The sequence below is a fragment of the Deltaproteobacteria bacterium genome (assembly GCA_016933965.1).
Taxonomy (GTDB): Bacteria; Desulfobacterota; Syntrophia; order Syntrophales; family UBA2210; genus JAFGTS01.
In genome coordinates this window covers 52,576-72,744 of sequence record JAFGTS010000022.1, presented here as the reverse complement: position 1 = coordinate 72,744, position 20,169 = coordinate 52,576, and the positions used below count along the sequence as shown (strand labels likewise).

Below are 20,169 nucleotides of genomic sequence, written 5' to 3'. Positions count from 1 at the left end.
TTTCGATCGAGCCTTTGCCGTGCGACATCCGGATGTTTCTTCCATTACGAGCTGCCTGCTGATTCCGAATTTTACCGTTTTACCCTGTGTGCACGTCCCTGCATTCCCGGGGGATGTCGAATACGTTCGTATCAACAAAATCACACGAAGAAGGAGGGACAGAGTATGGCGGTATTTGAAAGTACGGAAAAGATGTACGAGGTGCTGGGTGGGTTGTTCGAGATTTTGATGAAAGACCCCGTCATGGGTCAGAAATTCATCGACGCGAACATCGTCATCCAGTTCATCATCGATGGTCCCGACGGATATATCTGGCTGTCGAACGAAGGAAAGGTCATCTGCGGTGAGGCCGACCTGAAACCGACCATCCAGATGTGGCTGAGCGGGGATACCTGTCACAAGTTCTGGCTCCAGCAGGTCAAACTTCCCGTGGCACTGGCGAAGGGTCTTGTCAAGGCAAAGGGACCCATGCCGAAGATACTCAAGCTGCTTCCCATGCTGAAACCCGCCTATCAGGCCTATCCCGACATCGCAAAGAAGTTCAATCTGCCCATTTAGGACTGAAGGAGGATCATGATGAGTATCGAGAGAAGTTTGCAGCAATTCGAGGAAGACCGGAAAGACGCCGTGAAGCTGGCGGCACTGCTCCTTCTCGCGTCGGCCACGACGTCACCCCGTGTTGGCGGTGTGGGTGAATGTACGACCCACATCATCGATGATGAGTGCGACATCGAAGACCTCTGCCAGATGGTCGAAGAACTGGCCGGTGAGAACAAGGCCTGGGAGTTCTTCAAGAAGGACGCGGCCGTCCTGCGTGACGCCGATGTGGTCATGGTCGTCACCTCCCTGAGGAGCCTCACGGACCCCGCCGACATCAACTGCAACATGTGCGGCAAGTTGACCTGCGAGTACCTGAAGGAGGAAGAAAAGCTGCCCAGCGAACCGGGGGTCGCCTTTACGGGGCCGCTCTGCGCGTTCAGAGCGAACAACATCGCCTATGCCATTGACGGTATTGTCACAATGGCACGGAACCTGGGTATCGATTACGGCGTGTACTGGTCGGCGGGATTGGCGGCGATGCGGATGGGGATCCTTCCGCGGGCGACGGGTTTCGCACTTGCCGTCGGACTGTCCGTCACGGAAAAGAGTCCCTTCAGGGATATCCCGCGCCGGTACGATGAGATCAACGAGAGGACCATGAACGACCGTATCATTCAGCGGCTCTGGCCTCAGTTCCGATCAATCTACAGCTGAGGAAAGGAGGAGAGGTCATGGCTATAATAGAAATGGAAACCTTGGTGCAGAACGGCCTTGAGAGGGCCGTTGAGCTGATGGCGCTCGCGGCCCACAACAGTTTCCGCTTCGGCGGGAGAGACACGGTCAAGATCATCGCCGTCGGGACTGAAGAGATGGAACGGATCGCGGAATTCTGTTTTTCCCTCGGCGATATGGCGCCGCTGGCCGCACGGGACGGCAGGTTCGTCGTTGAATTGATCAAGGAGCCCTGTGCCCTGCTGGTTCTGGGGGATACGAGAAAATCGCATTTCAATTATAACTGCGGTGCATGCGGTTACCGCACCTGCGCTGAAATGAACAAGGCAGAGGAGGTCGAGTCGCTGACGGCCAACGGACCGAGTTGCCAGTTCAAGAACATCAACCTGAATATCGCCGCCGATGCGGCCGCCGCTATGGCCTGGCGGCTGGGACTCCACTGCCGGGTCTTCAGCACCCTGGGATTCGGTGCGAGGGCGATGGAAGTGCTCGAAGGAGTGGACATCGTCGTGAGCGTGTGCGTGAGCGCCGCGAAAGAAGACCCCTTCTTCGACCGTCATAAGTTCTGGACGAAGGATTACTGGGACGAGATCTTCAACAAGGAGTTCCCCACCTTCAACAGAGGGTTCATCGGTGCGGTGGAAAGCGAAGATTTCTGATACAGCGCGCGGAGGAGGTGGAACATGTCTTCAAAAGCACACCTGAACCAGGTGATCGCTTCACACATGGTTGAGATACAGGCCGACGCGAAGCCGGACAGGGAGATCCTTGTTTTCGAACGTGGTGAGTTCGGTGAGGATGTTCTGACCTACAAGAGCCTTTATGAGAATTCGAACAAGGTGGCCCGCCTGCTGCTCGATCAGGGTATCACGTCCGGCGATGCCTTCGGAGTGTTCATGCGGAACCATCCCGAATTCGTCCATGCCCTTCTGGCGGGGACGACCATCGGGGCGGTCATGGTGCCCATCGACCCGCGCTCGAGGGGTGACCGCCTGAAATTTCTCCTCAACAACTCGGGCGTGAAGGCCCTTTTCGTGTCGGACCAGTGCCTTGAGCAACTGGAAGAGGTCATCGCCGATGTTCCGGGGCTCCGGTTCATTTCAGTGGTAAAACGCCCCGAGCACGGCATCGACGTTCCCGACCGGTACCCGGTGCTCAACGAAACCCTGGAGAAGGATTCCTGGGATCGCGTGGAACAGCAGATCATGGATGTCCGGCAACCCATGCAGATCATCTACACATCGGGGACCACCGGTGATCCAAAGGGTGTGAAGATCAGGAACAACCGGACAGGACTCTTTACGATCCTGAACCGGCTTGTCTGGCGCTATCGGCCGGACGAGATCCTCTATACCGGCCTTTCCCTCACCCACGGAAACGCGCAGGCCGTTACCCTTTTCCCGGCGCTGTACGCGGGTATCAAGGCCGTGTTCAGCCCCCGGTTCACGAAGAGCAGGATCTGGGATATCTGCAGAAAATACGGGTGTACGTCGTTCTCACTGCTCGGCGGGATGATGGCCGGCATTTTCAATGAACCGGAAAAACCCGATGACGGTGACAATCCCGTAAAGGTGGTCATCAGCGCGGGAACGCCCGTATCCATGTGGGAAGCCTTCGAGAAGAGATTCAATGTGCAGATCCTTGAGTGGTACGGTGCCATCGAGGGCGGGTTCGCCTACAAGCCGATCGGAAAAGGCCCCATCGGTTCTTTTGGAAAACCGATCCCCGGCGTCATGGAGTTCAGGGTCGTCGATGACAACGACAGCCCCCTTCCGCCGGGTGAAAAGGGAGAGCTCGTCTGCCGGATGATGAAAGGCGAGACCAGGGTGGACTACCTTGGCCTGCCAGACGCGTCAAAGGACAAAACGAAGGGCGGATGGCTCAGAACGGGTGACATCGTCCATCGTGACGAAGACGGCTGGTACTTTTTCGATTTTCGGAAGGGAACCGAACTGCGCAGGGCGGGGGACTTCATCCAGCCGGATCATGTGGAGAAGATCATCGGCGAGCATGCCGACGTGAGCGAGGTCTGCGTCTATGGAATACCCGCCGCGTCGGGGGCACCCGGTGAGAGCGACCTGGTGGCGGCTGTTTCGCCCTTTGAGGGAAGAACAATAGACCCTGCCTCGATATTCCAGAAATGCCGGCAGGACCTGGAAGCGAATTTTATTCCCTCCTACCTTCAGGTGGTTGACGATATACCGAAGACTGTTTCCGAAAAGGCGCTGGATCGGAAGCTGCGGGAGGATTTTGAAAAGGGCGCGGGAACAATTTACAAATATGAAGACTATCAGTAACCGGTACCCTGTCTGTGCCGTAAAAAGGAGGTAACTATGCCCTATACCGAACTGAATCTTGAACTGTCTGAAGAGCATCAGTCACTGAAAGAGAACGTTCACAAGTTTTCCGTAGAGGTGCTCCGGCCGGTTTCCCTGGAGCTTGACAAGATGAGCGCCGAGGAAGTCATTGCTCCGGGGTCGCCGTACTGGGACTGCATGAAAAAAATGTACCAGAATTCCTATCATACGGTCCTCATCCCCGACGAATACGGCGGCCTGGGCCTGGACCCGCTGGGGATCCACATCGTTTTTGAGGAATTGAGTTACGGCAGCGTAGGATTCACGATATCCCTCGGTGTTTCCTGCTTCTCCGCCTTTTTCGCATCGCTGGTTCCCGAAGAGAACCTTATCAATAATTTCATCACCCCCTTTGTGGGATGCACCGACGCCAGCGTCATGTCCTGCTGGGCGATCACCGAGCCGGAGCATGGGTCGGATATCCTGATGCCCTTTACTCCTTTTTTTAATTCCCCGAGCATTACGCAGCAGATACGTGCCGAAAAGAAGGGTGACAAATGGTTGGTCAACGGTCAGAAAGCGGCCTGGGTGTCTAACGGTCCGATCGCGACACAGGCGGCGCTCTTCGTCGGCATCGACAAATCAATGGGTATGTCGGGCGGTGGTATCTGCCTGATCGATCTGACGCAGCCGGGTGTTACCAGGGGAAAGCCACTTGAGAAGATGGGACAGCGGGAGCTTCCCCAGGGAGAGATCTATTTCGATGATGCCGTGTGTCCCGATGAGCAGATGATCATCGACCCGGAAAGCTATGAGATGTTCACGGACATCACCCTTGCCACGGCGAACGCCTGCATGGGCGCCTTTTTCACCGGTGTGTCCCAGGCGGCCTTTGACCTTGCGATAGATTACTGTCGTGAGCGGGTCCAGGGCGGAAAGATGCTCTGTGAACACGAGACGGTGCAGCGGATGCTCTTCGACATGTTCATGAAAATAGAGGTGGGCCGTGCGTACTCGCGGTCGGCCATCATATACAACCTGTCGACGAGCCCGCCGGCGACTCAGTATTCTATCGCCGCAAAGATCTTCTGCACCCAGACGGCCTTTGAGGTGACCAGTGATGCCCTCCAGCTCTTCGGCGGCAACGGCCTGACGAAGGAATACCCGATAGAAAAGCTGTTCAGGGATGCCCGGGCGGGCATGATCGAGGACGGTTCAAATGAAAGTCTCGCGCTGTCGGGAGCGCATCTTCTCCTGAAAGCGGAATAGCGGGACAGCCCAAACAGGGGGAAAATGATTATGGACGATGTGTATGTAATCGGGATCGGAATGATTCGATTCAACAAGTATCCGGACGCGACGGTCACGGGGATGGCGACTCAGGCGGTGGACCTTGTGCTGAAGGACGCGGGGCTCGGTAAAAAGGACATTCAGGCGGCGTACGTATCGAACACGTTCTGGGGCATGTTCTCGAATCAGCATTCGATCAGGGGTGAAGTAATGCTGTGGCATATGGGGATCGACACGATCCCCATCGTGAACGTTGAAAACGCCTGCGCCGGGGCATCGACGGCGTTCCTTCTGGGGTATACGGCCATCAAGGCGGGCATGCATGACGTGGTCCTGGCCATCGGGTCGGAAAAGATCACCCATGAGAACAAGGCGCTTTCGCTGGGGGCGTACGCGAGCTGCATGGATGTGGAACACTTCGACGAACATATTAAAATGTTCGAAGAGGTCAGCAAACAGGTGAACGTGAAAATTCCCGAAGGTCAGAGTCCTCCCGGTGAAGGGAGGAGCATCTTCATGGATGCCTATGCCATGGGATGCCGGTGGCACATGGACCGGTTCGGCTCGACGCAGCGGCAGCTCGCCGTCATCTGCGCGAAGAATCACTGGCATGGATCGCTGAATCCGCTGGCACAGTATCAGCAGGACATGACCGTTGAGGAAGTGCTTGCCGACCGGTCCGTCGCGTGGCCCTTGACCAGGGCGATGTGCGCGCCCGTCGGTGACGGAGCTGCGGCGGCCATCCTGTGCTCCGCCTCATACCTGAAGAAATTGAAGGACGCCCGTCCCGTGAAGGTCCGGGCGTCCGTCCTCGGTTCCGGCTCGGACCGGGAGCTCGACGGTCCCGATATCGGGCTGCGTCTGTCCCGGCAGGCATACGACATGGCCGGCCTGGGCCCGGAGGATATAGACCTTGCCGAGTTGCATGACGCCACGGCTTACGGTGAACTGCATCAGGCCGAAGTGATGGGATTCTGCCCCGTCGGCGAGGGCGGTGTGTTTGCGGAAACGGGCGCTACGAAACTCGGCGGTTCCCTGCCGATCAACACCAGCGGGGGACTCGAATGCAGGGGACATCCCATCGGTGCCTCCGGGCTTGCCCAGATCTATGAAGTGGTCCATCAGCTTCGAGGAGAGGCGGGAGCGCGGCAGGTGGAAAGCGCCCGGATCGGGCTGACGGAAAACGGCGGAGGGAATATCGGCGTTGAAGAAGCGTCGATGACCATCCATATCCTGGAAAAGGTCTGATCGGAAGGAACACCTGAAGGCGGATGACATTCGTCATCCGCCTGTTCAGGTCGGTGGGGAGGAATACGTGGCAAAGAGCGACAATTCCCTCGGGCTCAAAGGCGCTCTGTTTCTGCTCAAGAATCTGAACTGAGGCCTTGCCACCCTGGAAGTGTTCCAGGACCGGATCGAGTGCAGGGACGACATGCTGCTTCGCGCGGCGACCGGATTTGAGGGAGGGACCGTTGCCAGCGGTTCTACCTGTGGTGTCGTGACCAGTGGCGCCCTGGCGATCGCTCTGCTCCATGACCATGCCCTGAAAGAACGTGGTCTTGCCGCCGAGATCGATGTGATCGGGCTCATTGAAAAGTATATCGACTGGTTCACCGTTCATTTCGGTACCACGATCTGTCGTGTCAGAACTGAAGTTGATTTCAACCGGGTAGGCGGTCAGATCCGATACCTGCTGCCGGGGGACCGCATGGCACGCTGCTTTAGACATATCACACAGGCAGTGAATTATCTCGATCCCGTCCGTGCGGGAACGTCCATCCTGCTCAGTGAGAACGATACGTCTCCGCGGGAGATGCCGTCATACCGATGCGCCCGGTCGGTCCTTGAGAAGGTCCGTGAACGGACCGGCGTGGGGGACTCCCGCGTAGAGCGGTTATCCTTCGTTTTTGACGGTGGCATTGGACTGACCGGCGGCCTTTGTGGTGCGCTGGCGGGAGGGGTCATGGCGTTGAACATGCTCTTCGGAATTGATGTCCGCCATATGTCCTATTTGCAGATCCTTTCCGCCTTTCTCATAGGCCATGTGAACCTTTTGCTGGAACGCCCCCGTGGCATGCCTGAGCCTTTCGGACTGGGATCGACCCTCGCGAAGAACTTTGCTTCTGCTGCGGGGTCGCTCGAATGTAGTCGGATCACGGCGCGAACGTTTGAAGACTGGCATGATTTTGCCGTCCACATGAACAGCTCTTCTTTTTGCAACGGCTTGATCGACCATACCGCCGATCTGGCATCAATGCTGATCGAAACGTGGCGGCCCTTCGTCAGGAAAGATGCGGTCCTGTGATGACCTGTCGCTCGGTGGTTGGTTTGCAGGAATGGAGGACCCGGTTGCAATGAATGTATTTATTACAGGCGTATCGGGATATTTCGGCAGCAAGCTGGTCTCGCTGTTCGAGACGAAGGATGAGATCTCTGCGGTCTGGGGGATCGACCTGAAGCCGCCTTCCTTCACGTCGAAAAAACTGACATTCATAAGGCATGACGTACGGGACGACATCTACCCGCTGCTCGAGGGGAAGAATGTCGACCGGCTCATCCATGCCGCCTTTATCCTGCCGCCCCTGCATGACAAGGCCTACATGGAAGACATCAACATCAACGGAACGAAAAACGCTCTGAACGCTTCCGCGCGGGCGGCCATTCCCCAGGTACTGCACTGTTCATCGACCACGGCCTACGGCTTTCATCCCGATAACCCGCCCCTCCTGACCGAAGACAGCCCGCTGCGGGGAAACGATGATTTTACCTATTCGAAGAACAAGAAGGAGCTCGAATTTATTTGTTCCGAATTTCAAGAGACCCACCCGGAGATCTGTCTTACCATCATTCGGCCCTGCTTCGTTGTCGGTGCCGGTTTCGATAATCCCCTGTCGCAGCACTTGAAGCGGAAGATAGTCATTCTGCCGCGGAAGACGGTCCCGTTCCAGTTCATTCATGAAGATGACCTGGTGGAGATCATGTGCCGGCTGCTCATTGAAAAAAGGGGCGGCGTCTATAATCTCGCCGCCGACGGAACCATGACCTTCGATGAGATGGTCCGCGGCCTGGGCAACTGGTGTTTGAAACTGCCCCTTCCCATCATGTACCCCCTCAATAACCTGATGTGGTTCCTGAGAGCGTCGTTCATCACGAAATTTCCCAGCCCCGGTTTGAACCTCGTCATCAATTCCTGGATAGCCAGTAACGAGAAAGTAAAGAAAGAACTGGGCTACCGGTTCCGATACACGACGAAGGAGGCCTTTGAAGATTTTATCCGTCACAGCAGGTGACGGCATTCCAAGATTCGTGTCAGGTCGAGACAATAACGGCCGCTGAGCGGTGAAGGAGGGACGAATGAAACTGAATGTCACGGGGAAAACGGTGCTCATAACGGGGTCCGCCATGGGTATCGGAAAGGGATTGTCCCACTGCTTCGCGCGGGACGGTGCCGACCTGATACTGGCAGACCTGCCCCGTGAGCGTGAAAAACTGGACCAGTGGGCGGCGGAGCTGGGATCACGGTACGGTATCAACACCTGGACGTTCGGGATCGACCTGACCGAACCAAAGGGACCGGAAACTCTGTTCAGAGAAGCCGAAGCCACAGCCGGCGGCATCCATATACTGGTGAACAATGCCGGGATATGCTGGTTCGGCTCGTTCGCGCAGATGCCGTATGAGGAGCGGCTGGAAAAGATGATCCTTCTCAATTGCATGGCCTACGCCAAGCTTGCCCGTCTCTGCCTGCCGGCGATGATAGAGCGTGATGCCGGGGGTATGCTGTTCATCGCTTCCGTGGCCGCCTTTCAGCCTCTACCGCAATTGGCCGTGTATTCCGCCACCAAGGCATTTACCCAGAGCCTCGCCGAATCGATCCGCTATGAGCTTCCGAAGAGATCGAACGTTGTCATATCCGTACTCAATCCCTGTTTCACCAATACGGCGCTCCTCGAGGACGCTCACTTCCCCGGGGATCTGATCCCCTTTACCCTCTCGTGTAATAGTGTGGATGATGTAGTACGAACGGGATATGAGGCTTTTAAAAAAGGCCGGATGTTCACCGTTGTAGGGTGGCAGAACAAGATACTGCATCAGGGCGTGGTGCGGCTGTTATCACGGAAGAGCGTGGCCGGTACGGCCCGCCTTGCCCTGCGTGGATGGTCGGACTTCCTTCCGCCATCGGCGTCAGAATTTCTGAAACGGCGGAGAGGGGAGGTGAAATAGGGGGTATTATTTCATGGTGAAGCGACCGGCACGCGATGTCGGTGTTTTGAAGAGTAAGTGGGTACATCATGATACAACAGGAGGTGATGGCATGGCTGAATTGACTGGTGGGCACCTGGTTGCCAAATATCTGAAGAACGTCGAAGGCATCGACACGATCTTTTCCCTCGTAGGGGGCCACATTGACAACATCTACGACGGATGCCTGGAATACAAGGTAAAGATCATTGATGTCCGACATGAACAGGCGGCGGCGATGATGGCACAGGCCTGGAGCGTGTATACGGGAAAAGCGGGCGTATGCCTCGTAACGGCCGGCCCGGGATTTACCAACGCCCTCACGGGTATCGTAAATGCCCGGCTTGAGAATGCTCCCATGGTCTTCATAAGCGGGACGGCACCCGTGAGGGACTGGATCAAGGGGGCGCTGCAGGATATGTGCCAGGCGGACATGATCAAGGATTTCGTGAAATGGCACGGCGTATGTTACGACGTCAGGCGTATCCCGGAATACCTCGCAACGGCATTTCGGAACGCTGTGGCGGGCAGGCCCGGTCCCGTCTTTCTCGAACTGCCCCCGGACATCCTGAACATCAAGGTAAATGAATCTGAGCTGCCCCGCCAGAAGAAGGGAGGCACGGTCTACCGGTGCCGTCCTGACGCGGCGTCAATACGGCAGGCGGCGAAACTCATCAACAAGGCGGAGCGGCCGCTCCTGATCGGCGGCAACGGTCTCTGCTGGAGCGACTGTGACGGGGAATTCAAAAAATTCATCGAAAAGACAGGTGTTCCTTTCATCGTGATGAACGCCGGCAGGGGGGTCCTGCCCGACGATCATCCCAGCTCCATCTGGGACGGCGGCCTTTCGGGGATCCTGGCGGCATTTTCCATGGCCGACCTGATCATCACCGCCGGGATCCGTCTCAACTGGATCCAGATGTACGGCGAGGTCTTTCCCCAGGCAAAAGTGGTCAGAGTAGACGTGGAAGCCAGCGAAATAGACAGGAACAGGGCGTCCGACGTGGGACTGGTGGGAGATATCGGGCTCACGCTGAAAGAACTGAACGCAGCCGTGAAAAAGACCGACCGGAAGAAATGGCTGAAGCAGCTCAAGGAAGGGTATGCCCCGCTCATAGCCGAGGAACTGGCGGCGCGGAAAAAGCCTTCCCACCCGATACATCCGGCCAGGCTCGTGGAGAAGGTCCGTGCCACCATCGGCAATGATGCCATCTACGTGGTCGACGGCGGTGACACGTCCTATTTCGGTCTTGTGGGATTGACGGCGACGGAAAAAGGTTCCGTACTTCCCGGTTCGGGCGGTCTCTTCGGGTGCCTGGGCACGGGCATACCCTTTGCCATCGGGGCAAAGGTCGCGCGCCCGGACAAAACGGTCGTCGTAATTACGGGAGATGGTTCCTTCGGTTTCAATGCCATGGAATTCGATACGGCCATCAGGCACAAGATACCCTTTATCTGTGTTATCTGTAACGACTGCGCATGGGGAATGATCAAGCACGGGCAGGAACTGGGCTATGGTCCGAAACGCTGTTACGGCTCCGGATTACGGGCGGCGAATTACGAGAAGGTGGTCGAAGCGCTGGGTGGTGTCGGCATCCTGGTTGAAAAGGACAAGGACATCGTTCCGGCCCTCAGGAAGGCGCTGAGATCACGCAAGCCTGTATGTGTCAACGTTTTGACGGACCCGACCGTAACAAGTCCGGCCACACTTATGCTGGTGGACGGTCTGAAGATGGAGTAATATCATGAAAGCACTCCAGTTTTCCGTAACAGTTCCGCAATTCGCGGCGCTGAAGGTACTTGGACTGGTGAGCAAGAAACTGTATTATGAGGGGCCGCTGGCGACGGCGCGACTGGTGGATGTTCCCGAACCGTCCCTTCCGTCGCCCGAGTGGGTGAAGATCAAAAATTATCTGTGCGGGTTCTGCGCCAGCGACCTGAACCTCATTCTGCTCAGGGATTCGCCGACGGCAAGCCCCTTCACCTCCTTTCCCTGTACCATGGGGCATGAGGTGTCGGGGGAGGTGGTTGAGACGGGAAGTGCCGTCACGAACGTCCGCGTCGGTGATATGGTCACCATAGCGCCCCACCTGGACTGTGGACCGCGGGGTATAGACCCGGTATGCCGGGCCTGCCGGACGGGACGTACCGGCAACTGCGAGAATATGGCCGAGGGGATCATCGCGCCGGGAATGTTCAACGGCATATGCCGGGACACGGGTGGCGGCTTTGGACAGTACCAGGTGGCTCACTACAGCCAGGTCTACAAGCTCCCTGATGGGATGAGCCTTGAGGAAGGGGCCCTGGTAGAGCCCTACGCCGTCGCCCTGCAGGCCGTTGCCGATAACCGGCCGGAGCCGGGTGACGAAGTGCTCGTCATCGGCGGCGGGGTGATCGGGACCATGGTGGTGAAAGCCATTCGCGCACTCGATATCGACTGCCGTATCTCGGTGTCGGAGACCTCTCCCTTCCACGCCGAAGCGATCAAGAGGTCCGGTGCCGATCGTGTCTTCACCGATGGTGATGTTTTTTCCCAGGCCGTGACCGTTACCGGTGCCCGGCGTTACAAACCCATGATCGGGACGGAAATACTCATGGGAGGGTTCAACCGTATCTTCGATGTCGTGGGGAACACGGCGACGATAAACACCTCGTTGAGGGCCCTGGCCGTCGACGGGGTCCTGAGCGTCGTCGGCATAGGGCACGACGTAAAACTCGACCTGACACCTCTCTGGTTGAAACTGCAAACGATCAGAGGTGTTTACAGCTACGGGTTCACCGATGCCTTCGGCGAACGGAAGCATGTATTCCAGGCGGCCATCGATTTTATCACCGGCGGGAAGACCGTCGTGAAGGACATGATGACACACAAATTCTCCCTTGACCGTTTCCGGGAAATGATAGAGACAAACCTGAACAAGGGAAAATACGGGGCGATCAAGACAATGGTCTCCCATCAGTGATGGTATGAAGGTACTCGTAACAGGCGCCACGGGATTTATCGGCTCACGGCTCTGCAGGAAGCTGTCCGAAAAGGATTGCGCCGTCACCGCCCTTGTGCTCCCCGGTGAAGGGGTCGACCATATCGCCGGCGATGTGACGGAATTCCGCTACGGTGATCTCACCGTGCCTGAGAGCCTGCACGGTATCGGCAAGGGTGTCGATATCGTGTTCCATCTTGCCGCCAGGGTTACCGATTGGGGGCGGCGGCACCTCTTCTACGATGCGATACTCGGCGGTACCCGCTCCCTCCTCGAGGAATGCGCCGGGGATGTTTCCCGGTTCGTCTATGTGAGTTCAATGGCGGCCTGCGGCCTCGGGCGTCACCTCAAGGGCTTCGACGAAGATGATGAGCCGCGTAAGTCGGGAGTGCCATACAACGATGCAAAGCTCGATGCCGAACGGCTGGTGGGTTCATACCGGGAAACACGGGGCCTGTCCTGCACCATTGTAAGGCCGGCCAATGTCATCGGCCCGGGTAGTGTCTGGGTCCGCGATATCATAGAACGCTACCGGACCGGGATCGTTCCGTTGATCGACGGCGGGAGGCACAGTGCCAGCCTGCTCTATGTGGACAACCTCATCGATGGTCTGTACCGCTCGGGTACCATGGATGCCGCGGACGGGAGGACCTATTTTTTCAGGGATGACTGGGACGTTACCTGGAAACGTTATGTTGAAGACCTCGGAGCGATGATCGGTAAAAAGCCCCTGGGAAGCGTTCCCTTTCCCCTGGCCTGGTCTCTGGGGTATCTGCTGGAAATGCTCCTGTCACCTCTCAATATCAGACCTCCTGTCACCCGACTCGCCGCGGGCGTCATGGGAAGAGACAATGACGTGAGGACGGCGCGGGCGGCGGATGAACTGGGATGGCGGACGATGGTATCCTATGACGAGGCCATGACAACGATCGGACGGTGGGTACGGGAGGAAATGTGATGTCCGATGGAGACAGGCACATGACGGTGAATCACAGAACGGGGCTCTCGTTCACGGAGCTGATGGAGCTGCGGAAGTCGTGCAGGAGTTTCAGCGGTCGGCCGCTGGGGATGAATGAAAAGGAACTTCTCGATTCGTTCATGGCGTCTCAGGCGGACCCCCCATTCGGCTCGCGGACGAGATTTTATCTCGTCGAGAGCGGCGTGGAGGGTCTGAAAACTGTTCCCGGAACCTACGGTGTGATCAGAGGGGCGACCCATTTCATCGTCGGAGCGGTGAACAAGGACGGGGCGAACATGGAGGATTTCGGCTACCAGTTTGAGAAGATCATTCTCTTCGCGACGGGTCTGCGCCTCGCTACATGCTGGGTAGGCGGGACCTTCAGCCGTTCTTCCTATGCGGACCTGATCGGACTGACCAAAAATGAGATCCTGCCCGCCGTCTGTCCCGTCGGATATCCACAGGAGACCCCGACGTTTCGCGACAGGTTCATGCGCGCGAGCGTCGGCTCGGCGAAACGGAAGGAGTGGAAGGAACTGTTTTTTTCAAAGGATTTTCGAACTCCTATCGATGCAGACCGGGCCGGCGTCTACGGTCGACCTCTCGAGATGGTCAGGCTCGCGCCGTCGGCGGTGAACAAGCAGCCCTGGCGCGTTGTCGTTGCGGACGACAGGGTATACTTCTTCCTCAGACGCACGCCGGGATACAGGAAGTTATTCCCGGCCGCGGACCTCCAGCGGATAGACATGGGGATAGCCATGTGCCATTTCGATCTGGCTATGCGTGAGGCAGGGATCGACGGACAATGGGAGAAGGGGCCCGCCGCTGTTGACACCGTTCCACCCCGGGCCGAATATTGCGCGACCTGGGTCCGAAATTGACGGCACGTCGGCCGCATCGGTTTCCGGCGGACCCCGAACCGTTTTTGTGTGTCCTTTGCAGATCGTTCTCCCATGATGGAAAAGAATGGTCATTCCCCGTCACCTGTGGTAACGTAGCCCCCCAAAAAAAGGAGAAAAATCCTCATCCGAGCGAGAAGTATGACCATGAAAACGGCAGGAATCGCAGAATTTATAAAGCATCATTTCAGGCATTTTAACGCCGCGGCCCTCGTTGACGCGGCGGAAGGATACAGGAAATCACTGGAAGCGGGCGGAAAGATGCTGCTCGTCATGGCCGGGGCCATGAGTACCGCGGAGATCGGGCTTTCCCTGGCTGAAATGATCCGCCGCGGGAAGGTACACGCCATCAGTTGCACCGGTGCGAACCTGGAGGAGGACGTATTTAATCTTGTCGCCCACGAACACTATGTGCGCATTCCGGCATACCGGAACCTGAGCCCGGATGAAGAGCAGGGGCTTCTGAAGCGCCATCTGAACCGGGTGACAGACACCTGTATTCCTGAGGAGGAAGCGATCAGGCGGATAGAAGGGGCGATGCTCGAGGAATGGATCAGGGCCGACCGCGAAGGCGCGCGGTATTTCCCCCATGAATTTTTCTACCAGTTGATCAAGGAAGAAAAACTCACCAGTTACTATCAGATCGACCCGAAGGACAGCTGGATGGTGGCGGCCTGTGAAAAGGACCTTCCCATCTTCGTGCCCGGCTGGGAGGACTCGACGCTGGGAAACATATTCGCATCGCACTGTCTCAAGGGAACGATAAAGAACGTTCACACGGTCAGAACAGGAATTGAATATATGCTGTGCCTGGCGGACTGGTACCAGAAAACAAGCGAAAAAGGGACCATCGGATTTTTTCAGATTGGCGGCGGCATCGCCGGGGATTTTCCCATCTGTGTGGTTCCCATGCTTCGGCAGGATATGGAACTGCGCGACACGCCGCTCTGGGGATACTTCTGCCAGGTCAGTGATTCAACGACCAGTTACGGTTCATATTCCGGTGCGGTTCCCAACGAAAAGATAACCTGGGAAAAGCTCGGTATTGACACCCCGCGGTACATCATCGAATCGGATGCCACCATCGTGGTGCCGTTGATATTTGCCTATGTGCTGAGTGCCTGAGTGCGAAAAGCCCTGGATTACAGGCGATCCATCATTACACGGGGACTGGTTCATATATAGGGGAATATCCGATCGATGACGAACCGGAAGTTCCCTTTCACCGATTCAGCTCCCGTCACGATATTGATATGTCCCGGCAGCAGGTATTCCACGTCGAGCCGGGAAAGCGTCCGGATGCTCTCTTTGAGTTGCTGTCCGCTTCCACCGGGGAAGTCCGTTCTGCCCACGTTCTGGGCGAAGATCACGTCTCCCGGGAACAGGGCTTTGCGCGAAGGCCAGTAAAGGGCGATGGAGCCGGGGGAGTGCCCGGGGACGTGAAGTATCCGGAACGATTCCCCTCCCATTTCGATGTCGCCCTCGCGAAGGACCATGTCGATGTCGATCTCGGGCGCCTCCAGGCCGAAGAGCCGGTACATGGATGACCCGATCTCCCGGTAGAATGCGAGCTCCTCATCGTTCAGGCCGATAGAGACGGAGTCCCTGCCGTTGAAATACGCCGCCCCATCGAAATGATCGGGGTGGGAATGCGTGTTTATCACATAACGGATATCATCTTCATTGATGCCGTCGTTCTTCATGCGTTTCAGCAGGTCCGGGACATAAGAGCGGAGGCCAGGATCTATCAGGGCACCCACGTTCCCACCGATGTAAAAACTGTTGCAGTTGTTTTCAAAGGGATTGGTCCATTCATAGACATACAGTTCATCCGTCAGCTTCATAATGACTCCTCTCGTCAGTTCTCGGCCGCGTCCCGCCGTTTCTCATCGTTTTGGGAGATAGGAAAGCGGGTTTTTCGCGACGTTCTTATATCGTATCTCAAAATGCAGGCATTCCTTGCCCGTTTTTTCGTCCCGCCCCAGAAGCGCTATCAGGGCGCCCTGGGTGACGGCATCTCCGACCTGCACCTTCCTGTCGAAAAGATTGGCGTAGACCGTCGTGTAATTGTTGTCATGCTTGATGATCACGGTTTCCCCGAAATACTTGATCGGTCCCGAGTGTATGATGATCCCTCCCGCCGATGCCCTCACGGGAGTTTTCTCTGACGCCTCGATCTTTATACCCGTATGGCGCATACCGTTCTGTTGGGGACCGAAGGTGGAGACCACGTCACCGTTAACCGGCCAGATAAAGCGTGCGCGGGTGTATTTTTTCGTCGCCGGCGGCGGTTGGATCGCGGCGGCTGCTTTCGGTTCCTCCTTCGGCGGCGTTGTCGCTTTCGGCGTTGTTGTTACGGTGCTTTTACCGGGCGAGGTCCCCGGGGAAGGTTCTTTTACGGAAGTGCCCCGGGTGGTCACGCGGACCGTGTCGGCTCCGGGAACAAAGATAACCTGGCCCGCCTCGATGCGGTTCTTGTCTTTCAGGTTGTTTGCCCGCGCGAGCTCGTCGACATCGCAATTATAGGCCTGGGCGATGCGCCAGAGCGTTTCCTCGGGCTGCACCGTGTGATACACGCCCCGGGGGCGGACCGAACAGGACGCAGCGAACAGGATCAGTAAGGCGACCGCCAGGATGAATATGTGTTTTGAATATGTCATTTTCCCTACAGCAGCCATTTGATGATGAAAAATCCGCCGACAAGAAGAACGGTGAAGAGAATGGCCAGTGCGTTGAAATATCTGTCAATGAATGATCGTATGCCTGTTCCGAACGCATATATGAGCCAGCCGACCAGGAAGAAACGTGCCGCCCTGGAAAGCGTGGACGCGAGAACGAAAACGGGGAAATTTATACCGAAGGCGCCTGCGGAAAGAGTAAAGACCTTATAGGGTATCGGAGTAAATCCCGCCACGGCCACGGCAAGTGCGTCGTATCGCTTGTAGAAATCGCCCACGGTCGCGTAGGTGTCCATGAGATCATAAAAATGCAGTATCCGCAACCCGACCAGGTCCATGAAGTACATTCCGATCATGTACCCGGCCATGCCGCCCATGACCGAACCGGTCGTGCATATGAGAGCGTATCTGAAGGCCCTGGCCGGAATTGAAATGGCAAGGGCGATGAGAAGGACGTCGGGAGGCACGGGGAAAAAACTTGATTCGGCAAAAGCGAAAAGAAAAAGTGCCCATGAACCATAGGGTGTCTCAGCCCAGTGAAGGACCCAGTCGTACAGTCGTCTCAGCATAAGGAAGGTCAGCCTTTCCAGCCATGTTCACCTATGAGGTCGACGAACCGGCACCCGCCGAGGTCCTCTGTTCGGGTGTCGCTCATGTCCTCGGATAGACGCGTTACCCGCAGCAGCGACTGGATATGTCGGTCTCCCACGGGGATCACCAGTTTGCCTCCCACGGTCAGTTGTTTTTTCAACGTCACCGGGACATCGGGGGCCCCGGCGGTGACGATGATGCCGTCAAAGGGCGCCTCTTCGCTCCACCCGTAGGTCCCGTCGCCTACCCGTATCAATACGTTGTGGTATTGTAAGGTATCGAGGACCTTCCGTGCCCGCGAGGCGAGGGGGGCGATCCGTTCGATCGAACATACCCGGTCCGCCAGTTCGGCGAGTATCGCCGTCTGATAACCACTGCCAGTTCCTATTTCAAGTATTTTCTCCCATCCCTTCAATTCAAGAGCTTCCGTCATGAGGGCGACCATGAAGGGCTGCGAGATCGTCTGGTGCTCCCCGATGGGAAGAGGATTGTCCGAGTAGGCCCGTTCGAGGAAGCCTTCATCGACGAAGAGATGGCGGGGGATCTTTCCCATGGCCTCCAGAACACGCTTATCCCGTATTCCCCGAGAACGCAGCTGAGCGTCGACCATTCTCAGCCTTCGTTTTGCATACCGGTCCATTGGTTTCTTTTCAGATTTTTTTTCTTGTTGGGAATTCGATAGATGTTTTCCACCCAGGCATGCCGCCGGAACCCCATTGCCTCCCTCGTCACGATCAGGTAGTAATACCGAATCTTTGCGTATTCACGGGCTTCGTTGAACTGGTTGATCTGCTCATCAATGTCCCGGCACAGACCGTTGATGCTATCAACGTATCCGTTTCGGACGCGATCATTGAGCATGTTCATTTTTTCGTCAATGTCCTTTTCGATATCCCGTGCCCGGTTGATGGCGTCGGACAGCATCCGGCCCGTTCGGAAAAGGACCTCGGCCCGTTCCTTCAGTATTTCTTCCTGGGTTTTTTCATAGCCCTTGTCACTCATCGGTAATGCGCATATTCCACTGATTATTGAAGATAAACCGTTATCACGGACATCGCCCGTTTTCAACCGAAAAGCATGTTCGTCCCGCTTCCGGAACATTTGACAAGAAGGACGCACTGTAATACTACTACCGGGACTATTGACCGACAGGAGTGAGCCGTGACAGACGCATCACGTGATCTTTGCATGTCCCGGGCCGTCCGCGGATCCTACGGGCCGGACAAGGATGATGAAACGCTTGAGCCTCTCGTTCGCGCGGATGACGGGGGAAATCCGGTGGGCCGTATCAGGCGGGGGGATTCGGTCATTTTCTACAACATTCGGGGGGAGCGTGAGATAGAACTGACGCGAAGCCTCGTTGAAAGGGATTTTCACGAATTTCCCGTCGAAAACGACCTCCGTCTCGGGTACGCGACGATGATCCAGTATCACGAGGACCTTCCCGTAAAGGTCGCCTTTCCACCGGAAGGGAAGGTCCGTGACAGCCTCTGCGAGGTTTTGGCTCAGCGGGGAAAACGGCAGATAAAGATAACGGAGGCGGAAAAAGCCGTTCATCTTTCCTTCTTCCTTGACGGGAAATCCTTTCAGCCTTTCACGGGCGAGGAACGATCGATCCTTCCCACCAGAAAGGATGTCGTGCTCTTCGATGAAGCCCCTGAAATGTCCATAGAAAAGATCCGTTCCACGGTCATCGACGCCCTCCGTGACGTGACCTATGATTTTGTCGTCGTGAACCTTCCGAACGTCGATGTGGTGGGACATATTGAAAATGAAAGTGCGATCAGGAGGGCCGTCGAAGTTGTCGATGAAACGGCGGGGATCCTCCTGGATGAAGCCGGGCGGGCCGGAGTTACGACGTTCGTGACGGCCGATCATGGGACGGTGGAAAAGTGGCTCTATCCCGACGGCGCAATCGACACGGGCCATACGGACTCGCCCGTGCCATTCATGGTCGTGACGGGAACAGGGCAGGTGAATCTTAAGAAGGAAGGTGAACTTGCCGATGTCGCCCCGACGATCCTGCAGATCTTTGGAATAGAAAAACCGGCGGTCATGACGGGGAACACATTGCTCCTTGATGAACACATCGCTCCGTCGAAGCGCGTGATGCTCCTCATCCTTGATGGATGGGGTCTGAACGATGAGACGCGGGGAAACCTGATCGCCGCGTCCAAGACACCGGTGATGGACGACCTGATGCGCCGTCACAGTGTATCGCGGTTGGCCGCTTCCGGCATAGCGGTGGGGCTTCCTGAGGGGATGGTGGGAAATTCCGAGGTCGGGCACCTTCACATCGGTGCGGGAAGAAGGGTATATTCCGATCGGGTCAGGATAGACCGGGCGATAGCGGACGGCTCTTTTTTCAACAATGATGCTTTTCTTAAGGTCATCGATGCATGCAAACGCAGCGGCGGCGCTTTGCACCTGATGGGGATCGTGTCTTTTTTCAGTTCCCATGGTTCCGTTGACCATCTCTATGCCCTGATGGAACTGGCCCGGCGGCAGGGTGTGAGGGACTTCTTTATCCATGCCATGCTCGGGCGGAGGGGGGAGAAACCGGAAAGCGGCGCCATATATATTGAGAAGATCGAACAGAAATGCCGGGAACTGGGCGGCGGGGTGGTCGCCTCCGTCATCGGCCGTTACTGGTCCATGGACCGGGAAGAGAACTGGGACCGGATAGAAAAGACCTATCGCATGCTTGTCTACGGAGAGGGAAGACCGGTGATTGATTTTTCCGCAAAGGGTTAATATATTACTCAGTGCTTATGATGTTCAGAAACAAGTAACGGCCTGTGATCCATGACATCCCTTTTTCACCGGCCCGAAACGTTTTTGATACATCTAACGGCTTGCTTCAGGCGATCTCAAAACTCGCCTGCGGCTCAGACAGTTGAGATCGCTTATCCTCCGCTTCGCCGAGATGTATTGCAAAAACGTTTCAATGGCCGTTTAAAC

Annotated in this window: 20 protein-coding genes; 15 read left to right on the top strand and 5 right to left on the bottom strand. The window is 56.6% G+C overall.

Annotation, left to right across the window (positions count from 1 at the left end):
- The first annotated feature begins 165 nt into the window (after positions 1–165).
- The 14 genes from JXO48_05045 (at position 166) to JXO48_04980 (ending at position 15,064) form a co-directional block, all read left to right on the top strand.
- Positions 166–558 (top strand): hypothetical protein, encoded by a 393-nt coding sequence (locus JXO48_05045; GenBank protein ID MBN2283238.1) that lies wholly within the window; start codon positions 166–168, stop codon positions 556–558.
- A 15-nt stretch (positions 559–573) separates the two neighbouring features.
- Positions 574–1,254, top strand: coding sequence for a hypothetical protein (locus JXO48_05040; GenBank protein ID MBN2283237.1), 681 nt, complete (start codon positions 574–576; stop codon positions 1,252–1,254).
- A gap of 17 nt (positions 1,255–1,271) precedes the next feature.
- Positions 1,272–1,931: a hypothetical protein gene (locus JXO48_05035; GenBank protein ID MBN2283236.1), complete on the top strand. Its 660-nt coding sequence runs from the start codon at positions 1,272–1,274 to the stop codon at positions 1,929–1,931.
- A 24-nt stretch (positions 1,932–1,955) separates the two neighbouring features.
- The gene (locus tag JXO48_05030; protein MBN2283235.1) at positions 1,956–3,569 is read left to right on the top strand and encodes an AMP-binding protein; all 1,614 of its coding nucleotides are present in this window, start codon (positions 1,956–1,958) and stop codon (positions 3,567–3,569) included.
- 36 nt (positions 3,570–3,605) lie between these two features.
- Positions 3,606–4,838: an acyl-CoA/acyl-ACP dehydrogenase gene (locus tag JXO48_05025; GenBank protein ID MBN2283234.1), complete on the top strand. Its 1,233-nt coding sequence runs from the start codon at positions 3,606–3,608 to the stop codon at positions 4,836–4,838.
- 30 nt (positions 4,839–4,868) lie between these two features.
- Positions 4,869–6,107: a thiolase family protein gene (locus JXO48_05020; GenBank protein ID MBN2283233.1), complete on the top strand. Its 1,239-nt coding sequence runs from the start codon at positions 4,869–4,871 to the stop codon at positions 6,105–6,107.
- Positions 6,108–6,258: 151 nt separating this feature from the next.
- Positions 6,259–7,164, top strand: a complete 906-nt coding sequence (locus tag JXO48_05015) for a C_GCAxxG_C_C family protein (GenBank protein MBN2283232.1) — start codon at positions 6,259–6,261, stop codon at positions 7,162–7,164.
- Between the two features lie 49 nt (positions 7,165–7,213).
- A complete protein-coding gene (locus JXO48_05010; GenBank protein ID MBN2283231.1) occupies positions 7,214–8,149 on the top strand; it encodes an NAD-dependent epimerase/dehydratase family protein in 936 nt (311 codons plus the stop codon).
- Positions 8,150–8,213: 64 nt separating this feature from the next.
- Positions 8,214–9,083, top strand: coding sequence for an SDR family NAD(P)-dependent oxidoreductase (locus JXO48_05005; protein MBN2283230.1), 870 nt, complete (start codon positions 8,214–8,216; stop codon positions 9,081–9,083).
- Positions 9,084–9,174: 91 nt separating this feature from the next.
- Complete coding sequence (locus JXO48_05000) at positions 9,175–10,842, top strand: thiamine pyrophosphate-binding protein (protein MBN2283229.1); 1,668 nt, start codon at positions 9,175–9,177, stop codon at positions 10,840–10,842.
- A 4-nt stretch (positions 10,843–10,846) separates the two neighbouring features.
- On the top strand, positions 10,847–12,064 hold the full coding sequence (locus JXO48_04995; protein MBN2283228.1) for an alcohol dehydrogenase catalytic domain-containing protein: 1,218 nt from the start codon (positions 10,847–10,849) through the stop codon (positions 12,062–12,064).
- Positions 12,065–12,068: 4 nt separating this feature from the next.
- Complete coding sequence (locus JXO48_04990) at positions 12,069–13,040, top strand: NAD-dependent epimerase/dehydratase family protein (protein MBN2283227.1); 972 nt, start codon at positions 12,069–12,071, stop codon at positions 13,038–13,040.
- A complete protein-coding gene (locus JXO48_04985; protein ID MBN2283226.1) occupies positions 13,040–13,921 on the top strand; it encodes a nitroreductase in 882 nt (293 codons plus the stop codon). The genes JXO48_04990 and JXO48_04985 overlap by 1 nt, the downstream gene beginning before the upstream one ends.
- Positions 13,922–14,086: 165 nt before the next feature.
- The gene (locus JXO48_04980) at positions 14,087–15,064 is read left to right on the top strand and encodes a deoxyhypusine synthase family protein (protein MBN2283225.1); all 978 of its coding nucleotides are present in this window, start codon (positions 14,087–14,089) and stop codon (positions 15,062–15,064) included.
- A gap of 50 nt (positions 15,065–15,114) precedes the next feature.
- On the opposite strand, the gene JXO48_04975 is transcribed toward JXO48_04980, so the two are convergent.
- From JXO48_04975 to JXO48_04955, 5 genes are read right to left on the bottom strand one after another with little or no spacing between them, the layout of a single operon-like run.
- A complete protein-coding gene (locus tag JXO48_04975; protein MBN2283224.1) occupies positions 15,115–15,783 on the bottom strand; it encodes an MBL fold metallo-hydrolase in 669 nt (222 codons plus the stop codon).
- A gap of 42 nt (positions 15,784–15,825) precedes the next feature.
- Entirely contained in the window at positions 15,826–16,599 is a 774-nt protein-coding gene (locus JXO48_04970) for a peptidoglycan DD-metalloendopeptidase family protein (GenBank protein MBN2283223.1), read from the bottom strand.
- Positions 16,600–16,604: 5 nt separating this feature from the next.
- Positions 16,605–17,186, bottom strand: a complete 582-nt coding sequence (locus JXO48_04965) for a DedA family protein (GenBank protein ID MBN2283222.1) — start codon at positions 17,184–17,186, stop codon at positions 16,605–16,607.
- Between the two features lie 8 nt (positions 17,187–17,194).
- A complete protein-coding gene (locus JXO48_04960) occupies positions 17,195–17,848 on the bottom strand; it encodes a protein-L-isoaspartate(D-aspartate) O-methyltransferase (GenBank protein ID MBN2283221.1) in 654 nt (217 codons plus the stop codon).
- Positions 17,821–18,210: a hypothetical protein gene (locus JXO48_04955; protein ID MBN2283220.1), complete on the bottom strand. Its 390-nt coding sequence runs from the start codon at positions 18,208–18,210 to the stop codon at positions 17,821–17,823. Before JXO48_04955 ends, JXO48_04960 begins: the two co-directional genes overlap by 28 nt.
- A 186-nt stretch (positions 18,211–18,396) precedes the next feature.
- Here JXO48_04955 and JXO48_04950 point away from each other — a divergent pair, with 186 nt between their 5' ends.
- Positions 18,397–19,962, top strand: a complete 1,566-nt coding sequence (locus JXO48_04950) for an alkaline phosphatase family protein (protein ID MBN2283219.1) — start codon at positions 18,397–18,399, stop codon at positions 19,960–19,962.
- Positions 19,963–20,169: the final 207 nt, after the last annotated feature.

Excerpts from the sequence above, each read along its gene's own strand:
- JXO48_05045 (MBN2283238.1), top strand. The coding sequence starts at position 166 with ATGGCGGTATTTGAAAGTACGGAAAAGATGTACGAGGTGCTGGGTGGG.
- JXO48_05040 (MBN2283237.1), top strand. The coding sequence starts at position 574 with ATGATGAGTATCGAGAGAAGTTTGCAGCAATTCGAGGAAGACCGGAAA.
- JXO48_05035 (MBN2283236.1), top strand. The coding sequence starts at position 1,272 with ATGGCTATAATAGAAATGGAAACCTTGGTGCAGAACGGCCTTGAGAGG.
- JXO48_05030 (MBN2283235.1), top strand. The coding sequence starts at position 1,956 with ATGTCTTCAAAAGCACACCTGAACCAGGTGATCGCTTCACACATGGTT.
- JXO48_05025 (MBN2283234.1), top strand. The coding sequence starts at position 3,606 with ATGCCCTATACCGAACTGAATCTTGAACTGTCTGAAGAGCATCAGTCA.
- JXO48_05020 (MBN2283233.1), top strand. The coding sequence starts at position 4,869 with ATGGACGATGTGTATGTAATCGGGATCGGAATGATTCGATTCAACAAG.
- JXO48_05010 (MBN2283231.1), top strand. The coding sequence starts at position 7,214 with ATGAATGTATTTATTACAGGCGTATCGGGATATTTCGGCAGCAAGCTG.
- JXO48_05005 (MBN2283230.1), top strand. The coding sequence starts at position 8,214 with ATGAAACTGAATGTCACGGGGAAAACGGTGCTCATAACGGGGTCCGCC.
- JXO48_05000 (MBN2283229.1), top strand. The coding sequence starts at position 9,175 with ATGGCTGAATTGACTGGTGGGCACCTGGTTGCCAAATATCTGAAGAAC.
- JXO48_04995 (MBN2283228.1), top strand. The coding sequence starts at position 10,847 with ATGAAAGCACTCCAGTTTTCCGTAACAGTTCCGCAATTCGCGGCGCTG.
- JXO48_04990 (MBN2283227.1), top strand. The coding sequence starts at position 12,069 with ATGAAGGTACTCGTAACAGGCGCCACGGGATTTATCGGCTCACGGCTC.
- JXO48_04985 (MBN2283226.1), top strand. The coding sequence starts at position 13,040 with ATGTCCGATGGAGACAGGCACATGACGGTGAATCACAGAACGGGGCTC.
- JXO48_04980 (MBN2283225.1), top strand. The coding sequence starts at position 14,087 with ATGAAAACGGCAGGAATCGCAGAATTTATAAAGCATCATTTCAGGCAT.
- JXO48_04975 (MBN2283224.1), bottom strand. The coding sequence starts at position 15,783 with ATGAAGCTGACGGATGAACTGTATGTCTATGAATGGACCAATCCCTTT.
- JXO48_04970 (MBN2283223.1), bottom strand. The coding sequence starts at position 16,599 with ATGACATATTCAAAACACATATTCATCCTGGCGGTCGCCTTACTGATC.
- JXO48_04965 (MBN2283222.1), bottom strand. The coding sequence starts at position 17,186 with ATGCTGAGACGACTGTACGACTGGGTCCTTCACTGGGCTGAGACACCC.
- JXO48_04960 (MBN2283221.1), bottom strand. The coding sequence starts at position 17,848 with ATGGACCGGTATGCAAAACGAAGGCTGAGAATGGTCGACGCTCAGCTG.
- JXO48_04955 (MBN2283220.1), bottom strand. The coding sequence starts at position 18,210 with ATGAGTGACAAGGGCTATGAAAAAACCCAGGAAGAAATACTGAAGGAA.
- JXO48_04950 (MBN2283219.1), top strand. The coding sequence starts at position 18,397 with ATGTCCCGGGCCGTCCGCGGATCCTACGGGCCGGACAAGGATGATGAA.